The sequence below is a fragment of the Lachnoanaerobaculum sp. Marseille-Q4761 genome (assembly GCF_017565785.1).
GTDB lineage: Bacteria > Bacillota > Clostridia > Lachnospirales > Lachnospiraceae > Lachnoanaerobaculum.
Genome location: NZ_JAGEKB010000005.1, coordinates 35,606 through 60,092 on the forward strand (window position 1 = coordinate 35,606; position 24,487 = coordinate 60,092).

Consider the following 24,487-nt stretch of genomic DNA (forward strand, 5'->3'; position numbering starts at 1 on the left):
TATGGAGAAACTATGAAAGGAAGCTTACCGTATTTTTATATAAAAGAAAATCTTGAAAACATAAGAGGAATACGAATATATACATCAGATGATATCCCAAGGAATATGGATACTCTTAACGAAAGATTTTATGAACTGTCGAGGGATATTGTTCTTGAAATAGAAACAACAAAAATTTTTATATTTCCTGATTTGATGATGAATGTATATCCTCTTATTTCAGAAAGATTTAAAGAGTTACTTGTTCTTTTTGATATAGAGATTTTTACAAAAAGAGTCATGCTGGCAGATAAAGCTAGCAGGAAGATAACAAGCTATTATTTACTGTATACTAAAAACTTATTAAAAGCTGATTTTAACAAGCATTTTAAAGCAGTCAGAGAAGATGATGGAAAAATAAAATTCACCATAAGCCTTGATTTTGCAGAAAGCTTAATAAGAAGAGGCGTTAAGGGAATAGAGTTTGTGGAAGTGGAGGAGGATGTATGAGAGAAAACCTTATAAAACTTGATATTTTTGATGTACTTGCAGTAACGGCTTATGAAGCAAAACATGAAGTAGGTAAGCATGGCAGTGCAGTAATAAGAGCTATTATAGAAGAAAAAAGAGAAGACGAGTATGTAAATACCGCTAAAAATACAAGATGGGTAAGGGTTGATGCCCTTGATGAAGCGGATAAGGAGAGTACGATATTTTACGGACTGTTGGAAAGGATATGTTTTTTTAAGGAAAGCGGAAGTTTTCTTGTTGAAATGGAGTTGGTTACGGGAAGTGCCTTAATGGAAGGAAAAGTTCATACAAGAGGATTTTCTAAGGATACCGGAGAATACACCGATATACTTAATGCATTAAAAGAAGGATATGAAGAGGCATACTATATAACAGGAGAAGAAGGAAAAGGAGTATTACCCGGATTTTTGGTGCAGTATGAAGAAAACGATTGGAACTTTATAAAAAGGATTGCCGCTTTAAAGCAGACAGTGGTAATGCCGGACTATCAGAGTAAGGGAGTGAAGTATTTTTTCGGTATGCCAAAAAGAGAAAGCAGGGTTTTAACTTCTAATGATGTACGCATTATTGTAAATAAAGAGTATACAGTATATGAAGTTAAATCAAGAGAAATCCATAGTTTAGGAGACAGGGTAAGTTTTAACAGAAAAGACTACCGTATAGTAAAAATCGTATCTAAAACAGAAGGAAGCGAACTTTACCATACATATTATTTAACACAGGATATAGACTATATAGTAAAAAAAGAAAGCAAGTATGATTTAAAAATAATAGGAGCATCACTTTACGCTAAAGTTATGAATGTAGAAAAAGAAAAGGTTAAGATAGCAATAGAGGATATAGAAAACAAGGATGAAGAGATAGGGGGATGGTTTGATTTTTCTACCGTATATTCTTCAAGGGACGGAGCCGGGTGGTACTGTATGCCTGAAAAAGGAGACAGCGTAAGGCTTTATTTTCCGACAGAAAATGAAGAAAATGCCTATGTGTGCAGTGCGGTACATGAAAACGAGGGAAATGGAATAAGAACCAATCCTGAAAATAAGATTTGGAGAAATAAGTACGGAAAAGAAATAAGGCTGACACCGGACGGTATACTTATAAGTGCAGGCAGCGGGGACTATATAGAATTAAAGGATAATGAGGGTGTAAAGATAGTAAGCAGTGGAAGCATACATATAAAAGCAAGGGATACTCTTGAGATAAGCAGTGAAGATTCAAATATATCAATAGCAGCTGGCAAGAGAATCATGCTTTTACAAGACGGAACACAGATAATATTAAAAGACGGAATAAGTGTAAGCGGAGACGGGGTTCATATAAGTTAATTGAGGATATCAGTGTTTTAAGAGTAATCTTATTACAGGAAAAAGGGGATTATATTTATGCTGATTATAGAAAATTTAGAGCTGGAAGTAAAACTTCCGATTTACAGGGTGGAAGGTTTTATGATAAAAACAGAGCCGAACATGCATGCAAGCCTTGACATGTTTGGAGTACTTATGGAAAATCCGGCAGAAAGTATTTTTACCGGCAAAAAGAACATGGATGTTCAGGTAAAACATGAGGGGAAGACTTTATTTAGGGGATTTGTAGAAGAACTTAAGATAGATTCCGATGCAAATGTCCACAGGTTTGAACTGAGTGCATACTCATACAGTAAAGAAGCGGATAAAGATAAACATACGGAGCTTTTTCAGGCTGTGAATGAAACATATATGGATATTTCACGAAGTGTAATAAAAAAATATCTTGGAGATATAAGAGTATATGATGTGGATGATAAAGACATTGAAAAGCCCCTACTTTGCTATAAGGAAAGTGCCTGGGAGTTTGCAATCAGAATGGCTGCAAACCTGAAAACTTTCATATATCCCGATATGACATCAGACAAACCCATTATATCCATGGGGATAAAAGAGGGAAAGCTTATTGAACCTAAAGATATCATAAGTGAAAGCAGAGAAATAAAAAAGGATAAGGGGAATACACAAAGGAGCGAATACAGGCTAAGAACTTATGGTTCTTATGAAATAGGAGACAGGGTAAGAGTAGGAGATAGAGTTTTAGTCTTATATAAAAAAGAAGCGGAGTTTACAAAGGGAGAGCTTATATTTAATTTTTATGGAATAGAGAAAACAGATATAAAAGAGATGGTAAAACCCTTTTACAATGAGAATATCATAGGGTTAAGCCTTATGGGAAAAATCAAAAAGTATGAGAATAATAAAATATATATAAGCCTTAATATTGATAAAAAAGAGGCGGAATACGGATTTGACTGGTATCCTGAAACCGGAAATGCACTCTATGCAGTACCTGAAGCAGGAGAAAAAGCGGAGCTTTATATAGCAGGTAATAAGCCGGGAGAAATGTATGTAATACGAACCTTTGGCAGTAAGAGTAAAGATGAAAAACAAAAGACATTGGAAATAGGAAATCAAAGTCTTAATTTGTCAGAGGAGGGAGTAAGCTTTAACTCAGATGATGTACTGATGATTAAAGATAAAAGCCTTAAACTTACAGGAAATGGAGGGCTAAGTATAAGTGCAGCAGGAAAGATAAACATAAAGGCAAGAAATATAAGAATAAATAGTAAAGATGATATAGTGTATGTAAGTGAGTAGTACAAATTATTAATAAAAGGGGTATTTAGAAAGTTATCAATAATAATTTACGATAATGTAAACCTATATAAAATATTTTATATCATAAAAGGGATGACATATTTTAAGAGGAAGATAATATGTGAAAAAATGACAATATATACTAAATTTAAGGAGGCTGTTTATGAGAGAGAATGAAAACGGTTTAAAGGAAATGTATAAATATAAAAAACAATTATCTGAATCAGGGTATGAGTATGTAGTGAGGGGAGCAAAAGTTTCTTGTTCAAAAGGAACTATGTCTACAGTAGTACAATTGCCAAATGATCATGGAGTATATGCAGCGGATAACCGTCCATTTATTACTCAAAGTGATGTGAGAAATGATAATATTAAAGGATTTGGTAAATGTAAAGCATCAAATAATAAAGACGAATTATGTAAACCAGCCCTTTGTAATTGGATTACAGGAACAACAAATGTAAAAATAAAGAATTCAATAACTAAAAAGAATGAGTATTTAGTTGGGACAGATTCTATAGCAATATGTAGGTGTGGGGGGATTGTTAAAATTGAGTCATCAGGACAGGTATCACCATTTGCCCTTGTAAGTGATCCCTCTAATGCTATAAAGCCAATTAGATATGAAGGTCAAGTAACATGGCAGGAACTTAGTAAAGATAAAAAATATGAAGAGATTATTTTAAAAAATAAAGACAACATATTATCGGCGGCTAAAAAATATAATATAGATCCAAAGATATTAGCGGCTTGTATATATGTAGAACAGAGTAAGAATGTAGATTCTAAGGATTATCGTATAGACTATATGGTAGGAGAAGTAGGTTTAGATACTTCTTTAGGAGTCAGCCAAATTAAGTTATCTACAGCAAAGCTAGTTGAAGATAAAGGATACATAAACATAAAGGATGGAGATTATGAAGGATTCACTGATGTAAATACCAGTGATAACAAAAGATTAATTAATAGGTTATCTGATGATGAGATAAATGTAGTATATGCAGCTGCTTATCTTAGATATATGCTGGACGAGTGGGAGCCTCTCGCCCCACAAGTATCATCTCCAGAACTATTGGGTTCACTTTATAATTTAGGTCATCAACATCGAGGTGGTGGACCGTTGGGTTATATATTTGGAGTTGGAAATACACCAAGACTGCCACATGATGATCCGCAGCCTAACCCTTTTGGAAACAGTGTCAAAGAAAGTTACAATAGAATGGGAGAATTATTAGAATAGGAGAATAAAGCATTGAGAAATTTATTTTATGCATTTATTTTAGGGTTATGCTTTTCAGTTTTTTACAGCTATATTTTGCATCCCATACATTTAACGGCTAAATATGGTGATAAAGTAAAGGAAATACTGGAAAAAGAATATAGTGATTATAGTAATTTGTGGGTATTTGTGCAGGGGGATACAAAACATGTGATTCGTGGTGTAATATTAAATACAGGACAGAATTTTTTGATAGTTGATATTAAACTTGCCGAATATGATTATAAGGCTATAAAGGTAATGATAGTAGGGGATAAAAAATGAGAAAATCTAAATATATATTAATAACAGTATTTTTTTTAATAGGATTTTTAATATATCCTTACATCAAAGTAGAAATATTGACATATTTGTATTCTAAAGAGTTTTTATATTTAGAAAAGGATAATTATTTTTTAGCAGATTATTATTATATAAAAGTATTTGATTATAGTAAAAATATAGCACAAATATATTACAGTGGAGACTCAATTGACTTGGTTACTTATATAAAAAAAGACGGTAAATGGGAACACTATATGTGGGAAACAATATGGTCTTCAGGAACTGCAGATGATTTTACATGGCCGTTTTATCCTTAATAATATTGATATAATTTTCAAATATAGTTCAGTAATATAATTATTGTATAAACATATTAATGTAATATTTATATTACACAGTTCGTTGAATCTAATAAAAGGGGAATTTTATGAAAACACATATTGATGAAAAAGTCGTACCTATAAAACTTACAAATGAAATAGATTACACTATGTCATTGGATACAGGATATTATATACTGGGAAGTTTGGAGAAATTTGTCATTGAAGAGATATTTAATCAGTCAATTTCTGTATATATACCGTCTTCATTTATAGATATGCCTGACGAAATAAAGGCAATAAAGTACCCTACAAATTTCAGACCTGAAATAATAAAAACTAATCTTGTAGGAGATATAAATTTAAGTTTTAGTTTTTTTGAAGATAATGAGGATGTAGATATCGAAACTTTAGTGAAGGACTTTAAAAATCTCCTTTCTAAGACAAATAAGGGTGTTAAGTTTTTAGATTCTACGAAACTTAAAAAAGAAGGTTATATTGAAATGCATTGTTTTGATTTCATCCTACCCGGGATAGATGAAAAAATCTACCACATGATAGGTATGGGAAAAGCCGGTAGGAAAATAATACAGACAATCTTTAATTGCAGTGAATCAAGTGCGAATGCATGGAAAAAAGCGGTAACGGATATATTTCAAACTATTGAATTTATAAGAAAGTAGAAGATGAACAGAGAAAACCAAAAAACAAAGTATTTTGAAGCTTTCAGGTATAGCCGGATAAGTGAAAAAATCGGAGAATATAAAGATTATCCTACCGAGAGCTTAGAAAAAGAGATAGAGGCACTGCTTATTGATGCAAAAGAAGAACAGGTTAAAAGAAAAGCGGATAATTTGGCATATATTATACTGTTTTTTCTTAATACAAGTCTTTATACAAAATCTTATAAATACATGCTTATTGCGGCAGATGAAAGCCTGTATATAAATAAGCCACTAAGCATAAGATATTGGGTACCTGATTTTATAAATGAGGACGCAAGCCTTATCAGGAAAGAACTTGTACAAAATAAGGCAAAGATACCTGATTTAAGCGAAGCGGAGATAGAAGAAGGAATAAGAGTTGTTTTAAAAGGATATGAGGGCATTATTGTCATACTTTGGAAGAAAGCAGTAGAAAAGGTACTTTGTGAGGATATGTTTAAAAATAAAGATATAGAAGAAATACCGTCTGTTCTTATTGGAGAATATATGGGGAAATTGAAGAAAGTAGAAATTTTAACAGATTAATTTATAATGCAGAATGATGTGGATTTTAGTGGTGAGTTTAATGAAAATCATTTCAGGGATTAAAGCACTGCAAGTTTGAATGGAGGTAGCGTCTGATGAAAAAGGTAAAGAAAAGTTCCATAAAGTTAAGCGGTGATGTAAACATAGCGTCTAAAGAAGTGGTGCTTAAGGGAAAGAAATCAAAGGTATGGGAAAACTTAAAAACACCGTACAAGGATAATTCAAAGGACTTTGAAAAGCTGCTTCCAATGCTGCTTGGAGGGTTACCTGTCATGGCAGGAGTACCGAGTGAAAAAGATAAGCTTATGCTAAAGCTTATGGGAGGGCTTGCGGTCTGTGCAGGGGTAAACATTACTAAAAATCCTAACGGAAGCTACAGCGTATCCTATATGAACGCATTAAACAGGGTAAGAAACAATGCAAAGCCGGTTACCGAAGAGCTTAATGAAGAAGGGCTAAAGCAGGAAATCTATAAGATTATCTCAGGGATGCTTGAAAAAGGAGGTCCTGCATTTACCTCATGGAATGCTTTGTTAAAAGACCTTATGAAAAATCATGGGATGGAAGATTTTCTAAAAGGTGCAAGGGCGGCACTTTGTGCTATGACAGGAGACCCTGTAAATGCTAATACGGGAAACTTTATCTATTCAAAAGAAGACATTAAGATCCTCTCAAGGATACCTTTAAGTTTTACAAGGTTTTATAACAGTAAGGAAGAAAAATGGGGAGTGTTTGGAAAAGGTTGGAGACATAGCTATGAAATATCCGTAGAAAGGGAAAAAAACGGATATATACTACACCTTGCAGACGGGCAGGATGAAGCCTACCTTTTAGATGATGAAGAAAATATAGTATCCGTTTTTGATGACTTTAACCGTCTTCAAAAAACAAAGGACGGGTTTGAGTATAAAAGCGGAGAAGGACTTTTGTACACTTTTAATAAAGAAGGAAGACTTCTTTGCATTAAGAGAAAAGATGGGGTAAAAGTATTACTTTCTTATGATACAAAAGGAAGACTTTTAAGTGTGTCCGATAAAGCAGGAAACAGCCTTAATCTTTCATATGATAACTTAGGGAAACTAAGAGAAGTAAAAGACCATGTCGGAAGAAAGATTGAGTATGGATATGAAAGCACTCAGCTTACAAGAGTATATTCCAACGGACAAAGGATGTATGATTACTTTTATGAAAAAGAACTTTTGGTAAAAATAAAAAATCCGAGGGGAGTATATGTACTTGAAAACCTGTATGACGGAGCAGACAGGGTGAAGATACAAAGATTTGCCGACGGAGGAATAATAAGATATGAGTATGACAGCGAAGAAAGTAAAACCTTTGTAACAAACCAGAATGAAAATGTAGAGGTACACATACATGACGAAAACTTCAGAAACATTGAAAGCGAATATGCGGGAGAGAGCGAAAGCTTTACCTATGATGAAAGAAACCTTTTAACATCATATACGGATAAAAGGGGAAATACCACGGTATATGAGTATGATAAAAAAGGAAACTTGAAAAGCTGCATACATCCTGACGGAGAGGCGGAAGGATTTGAGTATGATGAAAACTCTAACATAAGTGTTTATTATAAAAATAAAGAAGAGATTGAAAGATATTCCTATGATGACAAGGGGAGGCTTGTTGAAAGAAAGAATGCTTTAGGAGAGATTACAAGCATAGAGTATAAGGAAGGTGAATATGAAGAAGGTAAGGAAACTAAAGAAAGTCTTATCGTAACCCTTCCTGATGGTTCAAAAAGCAAAGTTTTTTATGATGAAAAGGGAAACATATCCCGAATAGAAGAAGAGAGCGGAAATGTTTTAACATACGAGTATGATGCCTTAAACAGGGTAAGGGTAAGCATTGACGGAAATAAAAACAGGACAGAGTTTTCATATAATGACAAGGACTTACTTACAGGAGTAAAGGATGCCATGGGTAACACTTGCAGATATGAGTATACCGAAAACGGCAAGCTGTCCCTTTTTGAAGACTTTAGAGGAAGCATTACAAAACTTAATTATAACGAAGTGAATAAAATAAAGGACTTTACTTTGCCTGATGGTGAAAACTTTAAGATGGAATACGACCTTTGTCAAAACCTTACAAAAGAAATACGACCGGACGGCGGGGAGGTAAGGTATGTTTATAATGCCGCAAATCTGGTGGAAAAAAAGATTTTACAAAACAAGGGATGCTATGAATATCGTTATGATGCAAACGGAAACCTTATATCGGTTATCGATCCTTTAGGAGATAGTGAAGAGTATTCCTATGATGAAAGAAACAGACTGTTGTCTTTTAAGGATAAATCGGGAGTAGTAACGGAGTATGAGTACGGGAAACATTACCTAAATATAACAAACAGCCTTGGAACACATAAAGTAAAGTATGATATTTTAGGAAGAATTATACTTGAAACAGATGTATATGGTGTTACAAAAGAATATGAATACAATGAACTTGGTAAAATAAAAAAAGTAAAAATCGGAGAGTTTGAGACAGTTTATGATTATTACAATGGTGGACTCTTAGAAAGAAAAACATATCCGGATAAAAGATATGAGATATTTACATATGATAAAAATCAAAATATCATAAAAAGAGAAAATGAAAAGGGTGATTACATTCTGATTACTTATGACAAGTTAAACAGAATTATTGAAGTAAGGAATAACTTTTCACAAAGACAAAGCTTTGAATACGATGCCATGGGCAATATAGTAAAGGAAACGGATGCTTTAGGGCATATGACGAAATACAGTTATTCTCTTGGAGGAAAGCTTACTTCAGTATTAGATGCCATGGGCAACAGAACGGAATACGGATATGATAAGGCAGGCAGACTTGTTACATTATACAGACATGAAGGAGATAAAGAGTTATTGAAAAGCATTGAGTCTGATAAATATCACAAAGAAGAAAAACTTGAACCCCAGAATCTTCCCAGGATAACAAGGTATAAAAGAAATTTGATGGGTGATATTGTCTCTATTACAAATGCCTATGGAGAGGAAGAAACATTTTCCTATGATCTCTTAGGCAGAGTAAAGTTGAGGAAAGATATGGAAGGCTATGAAACAGCATATTCTTATACTGAAGCTGGAGATATCAAAAGTATTCTTTATAATGACGGAAGAAGTGTGGAATATACATATAACAGCCTAAGACAGCTGATTCAGGTAAAGGATGCACTTGGAACTATAAATATAGAGACGGATAAGTTTGGCAGAGCTACAAAGGTAGTGGACTATACCGGTGATGAAGTCAGTTACAGATATGGAAAGTACGGAGAAAGATTAAAGACGGTATATCCAGACGGAAAAAGTGTATCATATGAATATGATAAATATTTAAGGCTGACAAGTCTTACCTCAGGAAATAAAAGAGTTGATTATACTTATGATAAAGAGGGAAGACTCATCAGAAAAGATATGCCGGATGAAGTAAGCAGTATCTATAAATATAATGAAAGAGGACTTTTAAGCAGCCTAAGACATTTAAAAGAAAATCGAAATGTTGAAGAGTATACCTATGATTATGATCTTTTAGGGAATAAAACAAAGATTGTAAAATATCGTGATGTAAGTGTAAAGGGAATAGAAGACGACAATAAAGAAGAAATCATTCACAGACTATGGCAGGATTCAGGCACCTTTAATTACAGCTATGACAGCCTAAACAGGCTTGTAGAAGTAAAAAGAGGAGACAGATTACTTCATAAGTATGCCTATGACGCCTTTGGTAACAGGACATTATTAAAGAATGAAGATAAAGATATAAGGTATACCTACGATGCACTGGACAGACTTATAAAAGAGGGAGGCTTACAGGGAAGTAAGATATACGAATACGATAAAAGAGGAAATCTTACAGGCATAACAGACAGAGGAAGAAAAATAAGAGCCTATGAATATGACGCCACCGGTAGGCTTGGTCTAAGTTACTCTTTTTTAGGAAAGGCAAGAAGCTACAGCTATGATGGACTTGGGAACAGAGTAGGTATAAAAGAATATGAGTTTGAGAGAGGAGGATTTGGGGAGAATAAGTTAAAAGATATATCAGAGCTTGACCTGTTACAAAAAGAACCGATATATGAGGAGAAGTACACCTTGGATAGAACGAGGGCATATCATAACCTTTTACAAAATAAAACCATCAAAAGAGGAAATCTGGCAGCGCAAAGCTATGCATGGGACTTCAATGCAGTATTTATGGAAGGAGAAGGAAAAGAGTTTACATATCTTCAGGACGAGCTGGGAAGTGTTATCCGCCTGCTTGAGGTAGGGAATGAGGGTCAGACAGTGTATGGATACAATGAATTCGGAGAGGATACTTATAATACACAGGGAAAGATACAGCCTTTTGGATATACTGGATACAGATATGACAATGTAGCGGATACCTACTTTGCACAGGCAAGAGAGTATGTGGTCGTTGTGGGAAGGTTTGCCGGGGAGGATAAGGATTGGTTTACCAGGTTTATGATTCCACAGTCTATCAATCTATACTCTTATTGTGTTTCAAATCCACTAACATATGTTGATAAAACGGGGTTTGACTTGAGAAGTGCTGCTGATACTGTCGGTAATTATATAAAAAATGAAAAGGACCCTTTTGGGGTGTTTATAGGAACACATTGGATGTCAGGCACAGGAAAGAATGTTGTGGAAGTTCCATTATATACAGGTGAAAATGGTCCTTGGGGACAATATATGATGGAAAATCCGATACTGACCGGCAAAGTGGGAGATTTAGTTATTCCGATAGGTGATAAAGTTAAACCAGGTGAAATTATAGATGTAACACTTGAAATACCACATATGGTTATTGAAAATGGTGAAAATGCAGTGGGGTATCAGTTTTTACATGGAACGAATGAATCAGTAGGAGGATTCAAAATATCAGGCAGTGTCATGAAAAATACAAATGGAGATGTAACATATATGATGACATATACATGGAATGACATTATAGATCCTAATAATATGTATACAACAGATATCGAAAAATCAAATGCTGCGAAAGGAAATGGTATAGTTAAACCTAAAGATTATGAAATTCATTTAACATGGAATGATGCTACAACAATTAGAGCGAATGAAGGAAAGATGTTCTGGCAGAAAAATTTAGGATGGCTAAAAAATTGGAATAAAAATTGGAAAAGTGGGATGACAAAAGAATATATAGATGCTTATAATGAATCTGAGGCAGAACAAGAAAGGATAGGTGCGCTCGCTTGGGAAGACTTGAGAAGCCAAATTTATTCATTACACCCTGAATACTACTGCAAAACAACAGAGTAGAGGAGGACGGTTTGGAATTATGAATAGAAAAAAATATAATTTAAAATTGTGTTTTATTATAGCGACAATGGTCAGTATACTTTGTATTAATATAATAAAAACAGAAAAAAGTCCGAAAGTAGCACTGCTAAAAGGTGAAAAAAACAGATTGGTTACTAAAGAAGAAAGTCCTATTGGATATATGTATTATGACGATACATTAAAAATGGTAGTAGCTGAGTTTGGAGTTGATGTTATAAATAGGGATAACATTCCACATAAAGTTGCTTTTAAAATAGATTCCAGTAAATATAGAGATTCCAACTATATTAAAAGTGATTTTGTTATATTAAAAACATATGAAGAAGTGATATATTTGGAAGGTAAGGATTATTCTGTCGGTAATGAAATTGTACTTGGGGCAAATGAAGAAAAAAATGTAAGGTTTTATGCAACAGCAAAGTATGGAGGTTCAGGAGAACGGAGTAGATCAGGACCGCCAGTGGAGATAAAGGTATTGGAATAAGGAATTTGACTATTATAAAAATAATTGGCGATAATACGGAGATATTTAAGTGATGTATTAGAAAACTTTTACTTTTGTAGATGGAATTTATAAAATTGCTTAGAGGATTTGAATATGAAGTTGAATTATAAAGTTTGGTGGGGGATCATTTTTATCACGTTGATTAGCTTTATGTTACATATAGCTACAAATCTTATGGGAAATATAATTGTAGTTGATAATAAAGTTGTTGGATATAAATTAGGAATAATAGAGAAGGTAAAAAGAGATTTAACTATAACTATACCCGATGGTATAACAGAAATTATGGAAGGTGCCTTTTCAAACTGCAATTTTATAGAGGAAGTGTATATTCCGGAAAGTGTAAAAATAATACATACAGAGGCTTTTAAGGACTGTAAAAATTTAAGGAAGATAGATCTACCTGAATCATTAGAAAGTATAGGTGATGCTACATTTAGCGGCTGCATCATGTTAGAGAGAATAAAAGTTCCGAAAGCGGTAATATATCTGGGAGATAGTGTATTTAGTGGATGTGCTGAGCTGGAAAATATAACATTACCATCGTCCTTAAAAGAAATAAAAGAATATACATTTTATGAATGCAAAAAATTAAAAAATATAGATTTTCCCCTATATATTATTAAAATAGGTACAGGTGCATTTTTAGGCTGCAGCAGCCTTGAAAGTATAGAAATTCCAAATTCAGTAACTGATATTGGAGATTTTGCATTTGCAGGTTGCTTAGGATTAAAGACGGCTAATTTACCAGATAATTTAAAAAGTTTAGAAAATTCTACATTTTATGAATGTTCAAATCTTTCGTCTGTAAAATTAGGAAACAGCATTGAAAAACTTGGAGATTACGCTTTTAAAAGATGCATTAACCTAAGTGAAGTAAATCTAGCTGACAGTATCAGTAAAATTGGAAGTGATTGCTTTGAAGAAACTGAGTGGATTAAAAAACTGCAACCGGATTCGTATGGATTAATATCTTATAAACATATATTGCTTAGTTCAACTGATATAGGAGAGAATATTGTGGTTCCTTCAGAAATTAAAGTAATTGCAGATAGTGCATTTCAGGGTTCAAGCAGTTTAAAAAGTGTTATTTTGCCTGAGGGACTAAACAGCATAGCAGATTATACTTTCTCAGAATGCATATATCTTGAGAAAGTGGAAATACCTGAAAGCGTAAAATATATAGGGGAAGGAGCATTTTATAAGTGTACAAGCTTAAATAAGTTATCAATACCTGAAGCAATTACTGAGATACATGACAGCACATTTGAAAATTGCGAGAGAATAACGGAAATAAACCTGCCTGAGGAACTTGAAGTTATAGGAAAAAATGCATTTAAAGGTTGCACTTTATTAAAGAATATAATTATTCCCAGTAGGATAAAAGAAATACAGGATGGTGCTTTCGGGCTTTGTAAAGATTTGGAAGATGTATTGTTTGAGGGAACTACAGAGTATATTGGGAACTCTTTTTATGGAACGAAGTTTTATAATAATATTGAAGAAGATGAGTATGGCTGTAAATATATAGGTAATCACCTTATAGAAAGTTTAGATAAAAGCAGAGAAGAAGTCATTGTAAAGAAAGGAACAGTCAGTATAGCAAATCGTGCATTTGTTGAATCTGGAATAGAAAGGATAACTTTTCCAAATGAACTAAAAATAATAGGAAATTCAGCTTTTGAACAGTGCCGTAATTTAAAAAAGGTGGAACTTCCGGAAGAAGTAATACATATAGGTAATCGTTGTTTTTCTTACTGTAAAAACTTGGAAGAAGCCTTTATTCCAAAATCTGTAATAAATGTGGATTATGGGATATTTTTAGGATGTGAAAATTTGAAAGAGATTACTTTAAGTAAAGGTATAACAGATAAGATTGACTTTGATGAAAATGTGAAGGTTAGATATATAGATTAGGATGAAAGAACATTGACTGTCCGGTGGTAATTGTGATAGGTGTTAACCGCACTTGGAGTTATAAGAATAGAAAATGACAAGCTCGGGAGGACAACAAAGGTAATTGATTATGACGGTAAAGAAGTAAGATATGAGTATGGAAAGGAAGGAGAAAGGTTAAGAATCGTATATCCCGACGGAAAAAGCGTTGATTACGGATATGATGAAAACTTAAGACTTGTAAATCTTATATCAGGAGGTAAAGAGATAAGGTATTCATATGATGAAGAAGGAAGACTTATAAGAAAGGACATGCCTGATGATATAAGCAGTCTTTATGGATATGATGAAAGAGGACTTTTAAGCAGTCTTTGCTATACAAAAGGAAACAAAAAGATTGAAGAATACCTTTACGGATATGATTTACTTGGAAATAAAACAAATACAGTAAGAGAAAGGGATGTAAACTCAAGTGGAATAAAAGAAGATAAGAACAAAGAAAAAATCATACATAAGTTGTGGGAAGATTCATCAGTCTTTAACTATGAGTATGACAGCCTAAGCCGCCTCATATCTGTAAAAAGAAGAGAAAAGGAAGTTTGCAGGTATGCTTATGATGTTTTTGGAAACAGAAGTAAGATGAAAAAAGACGGCATAGAAGTATCTTATACTTATGATGCCTTGGACAGACTGGTAAAGACAAGCGGATTATATGAAAATAAAACCTATGAGTATGATAAAAGAGGAAACCTTATAGGGGTAATGAACAGAGGAAAGAAGATAAAAGCCTATGAGTACGGTGCATCAGGTAGGCTTAGTTTAAGTTACTCTAATTCAGGAAATGTAAGAAGCTATGGTTATGACGGAATGGGAAACAGGATAGGCTTTAGAGAATACGGTGGTGGGTATAAAGGTTTTGGAGAAAACGGACTTAAAAGTATAGGTGAATTTAACTTACCGGGAAGCAGCCCGGTATATGAAGAAAGATATGTACTTGACAGAACAAAACCTTATAACAACATGCTGCAAAGAAATATGGTAGAAAGAGGAAAAAACAAAGATCATGTACAAAGCTATGTATGGGACTTTAATGCCGTATTTATGGAGGAAGAAGAAAAAGCCTATACATATCTAAATGATGAACTTGGAAGTCCTGTTCGTCTTTTTGAGCAAGATGGTGAAAACCAAACGATATACGGTTATGATGAGTTTGGAAATGATACTTACGGTACACAGGAACAGGTGCAGCCGTTCGGATATACAGGCTATAGATATGATAATGTAGCTAATACCTACTTTGCACAGGCAAGAGAGTATATACCAAGTGTAGGAAGATTTGGAGGAGAAGATTGGATAAAGGGAAATATAGAAAAGCCTTTTAGCCTTAATCAGTATGGGTACTGTTGGGGAAATCCTATTGGATTAGTTGATAGGGACGGAAAAACACCGGAAATGGCTAGTAACTATTCACAAGTATTTGATATACTGAAAACAGGAACTGAAATGGCAGGAGCAGCTGCCTTAGCTGATAGTCCTGCACCTGGACCAATGGATTTAGTTGCATTAGGTATACTAGGTATAACATTAGTTGTATCCGGAGGAGTAGCAGTTGGTAAATATATAAATAGTATGGCAAAGGAGAAAGAAAAGGCTAGGGTAATTGCATTAGAACAAGTAACAACAAAAAGACCTAATGAAACAGTTATATATAGACGTGGAAATGGAAATGCAACTAATTTAACTCCTAGACCCAGAGATTTACATACAGGTTTGTATTATGAGTTGAAAGTTCCAGCAGCAACGGAGTATACTATTACAACTATAGAGGCAATAAATGCAACAGGAGTATTAACGGCAGTTATAGATAAACCAAATCATGTTTCTGTAAGACCTGTAAATCCTTTGGAGATGATGGAATGGATTAATAGCAGACCAACAGCAAAAGAGAATCCATACTACTTAACAAAAATATTAGCATCAATATCTATAAGAGATAATGGAGGACCATGTAATGTCAAAATTGATTGATAACTTAATTAAAAAATATGAATATAATATTTACATTAACGAGAATATATTTGGGGAAAAACTAGACAAATTAGCATTATTATTAGAAAAAGAAGAAAATAATACAGAAACTTATTTTAATCCTTTGAGATACAAAAGTAAGTTTTCATGGTTCAATATTCTATATATTATAGAAAGGATGAGTTACACTAGAAAATTAGAGTATATACCATTTTTAATAGAACTATTACAAGATGCAAATTGGCCTACATTTGAGTATACTGTTTCATTATTGGTGTCTTACAATAAAAATGATTTGTTGCCCTATGTAGAAAGACTACTGTGGAGAGCATATGAAGATGATGATGAAATGTGGATATCTGGAATAGCTATACTTATTGAGGATAAGAATATTAAAAAAAGAGATTTTGAAAATCCAAAAACTTATGATTTGTTAAAGTATAGAGATTTTTATAGAACTTAATAAATTAATTGGCATAATCCGAGATTACCATATCCTTTTGGAGCTGGATCGTTGATAGTAAATTCTAATAATTTCTGTCAAAGTAGTGTTTAGTATAGGGAGATTAAATGTTTATAATAAGCTTTACAATAAATGGTTCATGTATAACAAATAGAACAATAACAGAAATATGGAATATGTTTGATAAATTATCTTTAATAAAAATATTAAAAGATAAAAAATTTCAAATGATACTACAAGGTAAAAAGAGTGGATTTAAGCATATAGGATTGTGTTATGTGAAAGGTAGCATAGAAGAACAAGATAATGGATGTAAGATAGAATATACGATATTTCCAGAGTTTATATGTGTAGTTCTGTTTATACTCTATATTTTTGTCTGCGTATACAAATTATATATAGATGTAATGAGTGGATTTAGTGGTGCTTTAAGTTGCGGAGCAGTAATTAGTGTTATACTTATGCTCTTACCTGCAATTTTAATTGTACTTGAGAGCAGAAGCCAGCAAAATGTATGTAAAGAAAGGCTGCAATATTTGTTATCAGAAGGAAAGACGATAATACTGTTATAGGTCAGTAGGTTTAATTTAGCTTAATCTTATTTAGAAATTCATATTTTATTGAGTTTCTTTTATTATAAAAACATAGTAAGTTTTGATGGAGGTAGCGTCTGATGAAAAAGGTAAAGAAAAGTTCCATAAAGTTAAGCGGTGATGTAAACATAGCGTCTAAAGAAGTGGTGCTTAAGGGAAAGAAATCAAAGGCATGGGAAGACTTAAAAGCACCGTACAAGGATAATTCAAAGGACTTTGAAAAGCTGCTTCCAAGGCTGCTTGGAGGTTTACCTGTCATGCCAGGGGTACCGAGTGAAAAAGATAAGCTTATGCTAAAGCTTATGGGAGGGCTTGCAGTCTGTGCAGGGGTAAACATTACTAAAAATCCTAACGGAAGCTATGGTGTATCCTATACCAACGCATTAAACAGGGTAAGAAATAATGCAAAGCCGGTTACCGAGGAGCTTAATGAAGAGCAGCTAAAGCAGGAAATCTACAAGATTATCTCAGGGATGCTTGAAAAAGGAGGTCCTGCATTTGCCTCATGGAATGCTTTGCTAAAAGACCTTATGAAAAATCATGGAATGGAAAATTTTCTAAAAGGTGCAAGAGCGGCACTTTGTGCCATGACAGGAGACCCCGTAAATGCCAATACCGGAAACTTTATCTATTCAAAAGAAGACCTTAAGATCCTCTCAAGAATACCTTTAAGTTTTACAAGGTTTTATAACAGTAAGGAAGAAAAAGTTGGAGTGTTCGGAAAAGGGTGGAGGCATAGCTATGAAATATCCGTAGAAAAGGAAAAGAACGGATATATAGTACATCTTGCAGACGGTCAGGATGAAGCTTACCTTTTAGATGATGAAGGAAGGACAGTTTCGGTTTTTGATGACTTTAACCGCCTTCAAAAAACAAAGGACGGTTTTGAGTATAAAAGCGGAACCGGACTTTTATATCTTTTTAATAAAGAAGGAAGACTTCTTTGTATTAAAAGAAAAGACGGGGTTAAAGTACTGCTTTCTTATGATACAAAAGGAAGACTTTTAAGCGTGTTTGATAACGCTGGAAACAGCCTTAATCTTTCCTATGATGAACAGGGGAAACTAAGAGAAGTAAAAGACCATAGCGGAAGAAAGATAGAGTACGGATATGAAAGCGGTCAGCTTACAAGAGTATATTCCAACGGACAAAGGATGTATGATTATTTTTATGAAAAAGAACTTTTGGTAAAAATAAGAAATCCGAGGGGAGTATATGTACTTGAAAACCTGTATGACGGTGCGGACAGGGTGAAGATACAAAGATTTGCTGATGGAGGAATAATAAGATACGAGTATGACAGCGAAGAAAGTAAAACCTTTGTAACAAACCAGAATGAAAATGTTGAAGTACACATACATGATGAAAGTTTCAGAAACATTGAAAGCGAGTATGCGGGAGAAAGTGAAAGTTTTACTTATGATGAAAGAAACCTTTTAACATCATATAGTGATAAAAAAGGCAACACAACATTATATGAATATGATAAGGATGGAAAACTTACAAGGGTTATTTTTCCTGATGGACAGAGTGAAGGCATGGAGTATGACAGTGAGGGAAATATATCAGCTTATTATGTAGACAGTGAAGAAATAGAAAAATATTTTTATGATGACAAGGGAAGAATCATTGAAATAGAAAATTTATTAGGGGAAGTTACAAGGATAAAATATAGAGAAGAAAAGGAAGAAAGTGTTACAGTAATATTACCGGACAGTTCCACAAGAAAAGTTTACTATGATAATAGAGGAAACATACATTGCATTGAAGAAGAAAGTGGAAATGCAACAACTTATGAATATGACAAACTTAATCGTGTAAAAGCAAGTATTGACGGAGAAGGAAACAGAACAGAGTTTTTCTATAATAATGAAGATCTTTTAGTAGGTGTAAAAGATGCCTTGGGTAACACATGTGGATATAGCTATACCGAAAACGGAAAGTTGTCTGTTTTTGAAGACTTCAGAGGCGGAGTTACGAAGATAAACTATAACGAAATGAATAAACCAAAGGAGTTTATTCTCCCTGATGGCGAAATTTATCACATGGAATATGACCGTTGCCAAAATCTTACCAAGGAAATACATCCTGACGGAGGAGAGGTAAGGTATGTTTATGATGCCGCAAATTTGCCAGAAAAAAAAATATTACAAAATAAAGGGGAGTATGATTATCATTATGATGCAAATGGAAACTTGACAATGATTACCGACCCTTTAGGAAACAAAGAAGAGTATGATTATGATGAGAGGAACAGACTTATATATTACAAAGATAAGGCAGGAGCTGTAACTGAATATGAATATGGGAAACATAGTTTAAATATAACGAATAAACTTGGAACGTATAAGGTTAAGTATGATGCCCTTGGAAGGATAATACTTGAGGAGGATGTTTATGGCAATACAAAGCAATATGAATACAATGAACTTGGGAAAATAAAGAGAATAAAAACAGGAGAATTTGAAACTGTTTACGATTATTACAAGGGTGGACTTTTACGAAGAAAAACATATCCAGATAAAAGATATGAGATATTTTTCTATGATAAAAATCTTAATATAATAAGAAGAGAAAACGAAAAGGGAGATTTTATATTATTTACTTATGACAAGCTGAATAGAATCATAGAATTAAAGAATAGTTTTTCACAAAGAAAATACTTTGAGTATGATGCTATGGGAAACATCATAAAGGAAACAGATTCTATGGGACATGAAACAATATATAAATACTCTTTAGGTGGAAAACTTATCTCGGTTTTGGATGCCATGGGAAACAGAACTGAATATGGTTATGATAAAGTAGGAAGGCTTATTACAGTATATAGGCATGAGGGTGATAAAGAGCTGTTGACAAGTATTAAATCCAATAAAGCTTATAAAGAAGAGAAACTTGAAACCGGTAATACTCCAAGGCTTACAAGATATAAAAGAGATTTGATGGGTAATATTGTATCTGTTACAAATGCCCTTGGACATGAAGAAACATTTTCATATGATCTTTTAGGTAGACCTGTGGGAAAGAAAGATGGGGAAGGCTATGAGACAACATATTCTTATACACAAGCAGGAGATATTAAGAGTATTCTGTATGGAGATGGAAGCAGTGTGGAATATACATATAACAGTCTTAGACAGCTGATTCAGATAAAGGATGCTATTGGTATTATAAAAATAGAGACAGATAAGTTTGGTAGAGCCACAAAGGTTATAGATTATCAAGGTGAGGAAGTAAATTATACTTATGGAAAGAATGGAGAAAGATTAAAGATCGCATATCCTGATGGGAAGAGTGTATCATATGAATATGACAAATATTTAAGGCTTACAAGTCTCACATTAGGTAATAAAAGGGTAGATTACTACTATGATAAAGAGGGAAGACTCATCAGAAAAGATATGCCGGATGATGTAAGTAGTATATATGAATATAATGAAAGAGGACTTTTAAGCGGTCTTAGTCATGTAAAAGGAAGTAAAAAACTTGAAGAGTACATTTATGCTTATGATCTTTTAGGGAATAAAACAAAGATTGTAAAATACCGTGATGTAAGTGAAAAGGGAATAAAGGATGGTAACAAAGAGGAAATCATTCATAGATTGTGGCAGGATTCAGGTATATTTAATTACAGCTATGACAGTCTAAATAGGCTGGTAGAGGTGAAAAGAGGAGACAAATTACTTCATAAGTATACCTATGATGCCTTCGGTAACAGGATATTATTAAAGAATGATGATAAAGAAATAAGATATACCTATGATGCACTGGACAGACTTATAAAAGAGGGAGGATTGCAGGGAAGCAAGACATACGAATACGATAAAAGAGGAAATCTTACCGGTATAACAGACAGAGGAAGAAAAATAAGAGCCTACGAATATGATGCTAAAGGTAGGCTTGGCTTAAGTTACTCTTTTTTAGGAAAAGCAAGAAGCTACAGCTATGACGGAATTGGAAACAGGATAGGAATAAAAGAATATGAGTTTGAAAGAGGAGGATTTGGAGAGAATAAATTAAAGGATATTTCTGAATTAAACTTGATTCAAAAAGATCCGATATATGAGGAAGAGTATGTCCTAGACAGAACAAGGGCATATAATAATCTTTTGCAAAATAAAGTTATAAAAAGAGAAAATAAAACAGTACAAAGCTATGCATGGGACTTTAATGCTGTATTTGTTGAAGAAGGTAAAAAAGAGTTCACATATCTCCAAGATGAACTTGGAAGCATTATCCGCTTGCTTGAAGTGGAAAGCGAAGGACAAATGATATATGGATATGATGAATTTGGAAAAGATACCTATAATACACAGGGGGGAATACAGCCCTTTGGGTATACAGGATACAGGTATGATAATGTGGCAGATACTTATTTTGCTCAAGCAAGAGAGTATGTAGCAGGTGTAGGAAGATTTGCAGGGAGAGATTGGGTAAATCCGGATTTATTTAATCCGAGTACATATAACAAGTACCTGTATTGCCATGGGAATCCTATAGTATATATAGATTTGGACGGGTTTAAAGAAGGATATGTTTATTATATTGATGATTTTAAGAATGAAGCCACATGGAGAGCAAAACAGCTTGAAAACCAAGGGGTAAATGTGAAAAAAATATCTTTGTCATTGCCTTCAAATCAAGATACTGATGGTAAGAAAGTTGCATTAGGGTTTATGAAAGAATGGAATAATATGGATGATACCGATACGATAGAGTATGTGTATATATTTAGTCATGGAAGTGAGCGAATGTTGCAGTTTGTGGATGGTTCTAAGTATAATGCACTTACATTAAATGGGAAAAACAAAGCTGGAGATGCCGATGTGGCAGGTAGCATACAAGACTTACAGGGAAAGGATATAGAAAGATTATATATAGAGGCTTGTAATACCGGTTTAGTTGAGTATATGCAAGTTGAGGATGCAAATGTAGCCAGTATGATGTCTAAAAAGCTGACGGGTGATGGCGCAGTCTATGCTTGGAATGGAAGCGTTTCATTTGGACCTCCGGCAGTTCAACAGAAAGCATATAAGTTTGCAGGTAAGTCAATAAGTTATGAGCCTAGAAGTTCTAAAACGCAATCTCATTATGAGGAATTTTATAATGAGTATATTGCAGCCGGAAAAATTAAAAATATGCATGTGCGATTGGGCCAAGTTATATATTATAAAGGAGAGTTTATGCGTAATGGATACTATCCGGGAACTTGCATAACTAATGCATGTGATGGGAGCAAATAGAACAATGAGAATTATACTGTTTACAGGATTTGCAATTTTAATATTTCTAACAATAATAATCTTTAACATAAACAATAAAGGTATTTATGTTAAAGATTATTATACAGTAGTAAATTTTGCAGAAAATAATTTTTATGAATCAGTTATTGTAAATAATGGGGAAATTAAGGAAATCAAAGATAGCAGTTATGGAGAATATGGTTATGGTTTTAGAGAAGTATGCACTACAGATGGAAGAAATTTTGTATTTGGAACAATAAGTGGGAAGGTTACTTATTTATGCAGGATAGAAATTACCAGTAGCAAATATAGGTTTGGGCGTTATAAAATAGGGGTAGGTACAAGTAAAAGTATTATTGAGAAAATATATAGGAATGCTAGATATTTTGAATATGAGCCAGAAGGATACTTGTCAGTTGTAGATGGTACATTTGAAATAAATTACTATTTTGATAAAGATGATAATGTATATAAAATAACTGTAGGAAAGCAAGATTTTATGCATTATTAGCACAAAGTCTGATAAACATGGTATGTAACTGTATTAAAACTAAATATGCAGAGCTGATAATAGAGTATTATTTATATTATGGTTTAGAAAAACGCTTGAAAGGTAGAGATACTTTTCAAGTGTTTTTTCTTGAAAATTAGATTTTACGGCAAGCACTGTATAAGATAATGCCTTATATTCATCTAATAATGAAATAATATGTACCAATAACTGCATAGTACTGTTTAGTTATAGTAGTGTATAGTGATGCAAGTTTTAGGTACTTATGGCTCAAGTAGCTAAAGTTAAAAATTGTTTAAAACAATGATGGTGAAAAGTAATAGTTTTCCAGAAATAAAAATATCATGTATCAGTATAATAGGCACTTTTTGATAAAAAACTAAATTATGAGAAGGGGATGAACAAAAAAGCGTAAGGAGATTTCTATTCCGTACCTAACAAAAAAATTGGACAGTTAAATCTATTGTCGGAAATATTCACATAATTTAATTAAATATTGTATAATTAAATTGTAGGGCTTAGATAGATAAATATTTATGTAACTATTTTGATATTAGGACATTTTAGCACTAAAAGGAAATTGGATATGTCTAATTTAAGGATAGAAGAAGTTTGCTGTTATAAGTTTTATTCCGGTGTTTAAATTACATATATCTAAACCATATTTTATATTTCACAGAGGATTTCGCATGCCAAAATGCAGGAGTCCTCCTTTTTTTGTTCAAAAAATTGGATTTGAAATTTTGAATGAAAAGGAGGATTTCACAAATGACAGATGATAGAAAATATATCTATGTAAAAGGTGAAAAGATATATGTATCCGATGAAATATATAAAGCATATAAGAAGCAAGTCAATCATGAGGCTTATTTAAATAAATCAGATAAAAAACATAAGGTTTATGGGTATGAGGATTACAAGATTGATTTGAATTCCGTTGTAGATGAAGATGTGGATATCGAAAAAATCATTGAAACTAAAATGAGAATCAAGGATCTATATCAGGCACTGCGAAAGCTAAATGATGAAGAGCTAAAGGTGATAGATTCTTTGTATTTCAAAAAAATGACCATTCGTGATTTAGCAAAAGAGCAACAGGTATCTTCTAAGAAGATTTTCAGTTTTAGAAATAAGATTTTAAAAAAGCTAAGAGAGATGCTTAAATAGTAACTAATTAAGTAGGGAGCAGACCGGATTTGTAGTTTGTTCCCTACTTTTTTAAAAAAATTTTAAAAAGTGGAAACAAAAGCATCTGAAAGTAAGGTTTATATATAGAGGGGAAAATTTTACCTTTGGAAAATTGAATATATTTTTGAAAATATAAGAATCTTGTACCTTGAAAGCTAAATAGACCAAAACAGGACATTAACCATTTATGGAGCGTTTGTCAACAAACGCTAAGACCTTTCTGCTGAGAAGATTAGGATTTAAGGGAATAACCATGTACCCTCCTGCAATCTCGGTTTAAACACATACTTGCAAATACAAAGGATAAAAGAAAGTGAGCGACAAATTTGTAAGACAAAAAATAGGTTTGGCAACCTATTTGCGATGATGTAAATGGGGATAATGATACTTCTTTAGTGAAAGCCGGCTCATCTTGAAAAGAGGCGGAGGTGAAATTCCTATGTTGTGTGCCAAGACACCTGTTAATGTCAGAAAACTTAA

General features: G+C 33.2%; 17 protein-coding genes. All 17 read left to right on the forward strand.

Annotation, left to right across the window (positions count from 1 at the left end; translation table 11 throughout):
- The first annotated feature begins 12 nt into the window (after positions 1-12).
- The gene (locus J4O15_RS15440; RefSeq protein WP_009221011.1) at positions 13-489 is read left to right on the forward strand and encodes a hypothetical protein; all 477 of its coding nucleotides are present in this window, start codon (positions 13-15) and stop codon (positions 487-489) included.
- Entirely contained in the window at positions 486-1,838 is a 1,353-nt protein-coding gene (locus J4O15_RS15445; protein WP_208101454.1) for a hypothetical protein, read from the forward strand. The genes J4O15_RS15440 and J4O15_RS15445 overlap by 4 nt, the downstream gene beginning before the upstream one ends.
- A gap of 57 nt (positions 1,839-1,895) precedes the next feature.
- Positions 1,896-3,137 (forward strand): hypothetical protein, encoded by a 1,242-nt coding sequence (locus J4O15_RS15450; protein WP_009221014.1) that lies wholly within the window; start codon positions 1,896-1,898, stop codon positions 3,135-3,137.
- A gap of 163 nt (positions 3,138-3,300) precedes the next feature.
- Positions 3,301-4,377 carry a PAAR-like protein gene (locus J4O15_RS15455; RefSeq protein WP_009221015.1) on the forward strand — a complete coding sequence of 359 codons (1,077 nt, stop codon included), beginning with the start codon at positions 3,301-3,303 and terminating at the stop codon, positions 4,375-4,377.
- Between the two features lie 12 nt (positions 4,378-4,389).
- Positions 4,390-4,680, forward strand: a complete 291-nt coding sequence (locus J4O15_RS15460) for a hypothetical protein (protein ID WP_009221016.1) — start codon at positions 4,390-4,392, stop codon at positions 4,678-4,680.
- Positions 4,677-4,997 carry a hypothetical protein gene (locus J4O15_RS15465; protein ID WP_009221017.1) on the forward strand — a complete coding sequence of 107 codons (321 nt, stop codon included), beginning with the start codon at positions 4,677-4,679 and terminating at the stop codon, positions 4,995-4,997. Before J4O15_RS15460 ends, J4O15_RS15465 begins: the two co-directional genes overlap by 4 nt.
- Before the next feature lie 110 nt (positions 4,998-5,107).
- Complete coding sequence (locus J4O15_RS15470) at positions 5,108-5,683, forward strand: hypothetical protein (RefSeq protein WP_009221018.1); 576 nt, start codon at positions 5,108-5,110, stop codon at positions 5,681-5,683.
- Positions 5,684-5,686: 3 nt separating this feature from the next.
- The gene (locus tag J4O15_RS15475; RefSeq protein ID WP_009221019.1) at positions 5,687-6,250 is read left to right on the forward strand and encodes a hypothetical protein; all 564 of its coding nucleotides are present in this window, start codon (positions 5,687-5,689) and stop codon (positions 6,248-6,250) included.
- 95 nt (positions 6,251-6,345) lie between these two features.
- The gene (locus J4O15_RS15480) at positions 6,346-11,559 is read left to right on the forward strand and encodes a DUF6531 domain-containing protein (protein ID WP_208101455.1); all 5,214 of its coding nucleotides are present in this window, start codon (positions 6,346-6,348) and stop codon (positions 11,557-11,559) included.
- Between the two features lie 19 nt (positions 11,560-11,578).
- On the forward strand, positions 11,579-12,064 hold the full coding sequence (locus J4O15_RS15485; protein WP_009221023.1) for a hypothetical protein: 486 nt from the start codon (positions 11,579-11,581) through the stop codon (positions 12,062-12,064).
- Positions 12,065-12,259: 195 nt separating this feature from the next.
- On the forward strand, positions 12,260-14,002 hold the full coding sequence (locus tag J4O15_RS15490; protein WP_243762114.1) for a leucine-rich repeat domain-containing protein: 1,743 nt from the start codon (positions 12,260-12,262) through the stop codon (positions 14,000-14,002).
- Between the two features lie 39 nt (positions 14,003-14,041).
- Positions 14,042-16,009 (forward strand): RHS repeat domain-containing protein, encoded by a 1,968-nt coding sequence (locus J4O15_RS16390; protein ID WP_009221025.1) that lies wholly within the window; start codon positions 14,042-14,044, stop codon positions 16,007-16,009.
- A complete protein-coding gene (locus J4O15_RS15505) occupies positions 15,993-16,472 on the forward strand; it encodes a DUF5071 domain-containing protein (RefSeq protein WP_208101459.1) in 480 nt (159 codons plus the stop codon). Before J4O15_RS16390 ends, J4O15_RS15505 begins: the two co-directional genes overlap by 17 nt.
- A gap of 107 nt (positions 16,473-16,579) precedes the next feature.
- Entirely contained in the window at positions 16,580-17,044 is a 465-nt protein-coding gene (locus tag J4O15_RS15510; RefSeq protein ID WP_009221240.1) for a hypothetical protein, read from the forward strand.
- 101 nt (positions 17,045-17,145) lie between these two features.
- The gene (locus J4O15_RS15515; protein WP_208101461.1) at positions 17,146-22,308 is read left to right on the forward strand and encodes a DUF6531 domain-containing protein; all 5,163 of its coding nucleotides are present in this window, start codon (positions 17,146-17,148) and stop codon (positions 22,306-22,308) included.
- Complete coding sequence (locus tag J4O15_RS15520) at positions 22,295-22,819, forward strand: hypothetical protein (RefSeq protein WP_243762115.1); 525 nt, start codon at positions 22,295-22,297, stop codon at positions 22,817-22,819. Before J4O15_RS15515 ends, J4O15_RS15520 begins: the two co-directional genes overlap by 14 nt.
- Positions 22,820-23,587: 768 nt before the next feature.
- Complete coding sequence (locus J4O15_RS15525; protein ID WP_040457782.1) at positions 23,588-23,986, forward strand: sigma-70 family RNA polymerase sigma factor; 399 nt, start codon at positions 23,588-23,590, stop codon at positions 23,984-23,986.
- The last annotated feature ends 501 nt before the right edge of the window (positions 23,987-24,487 follow it).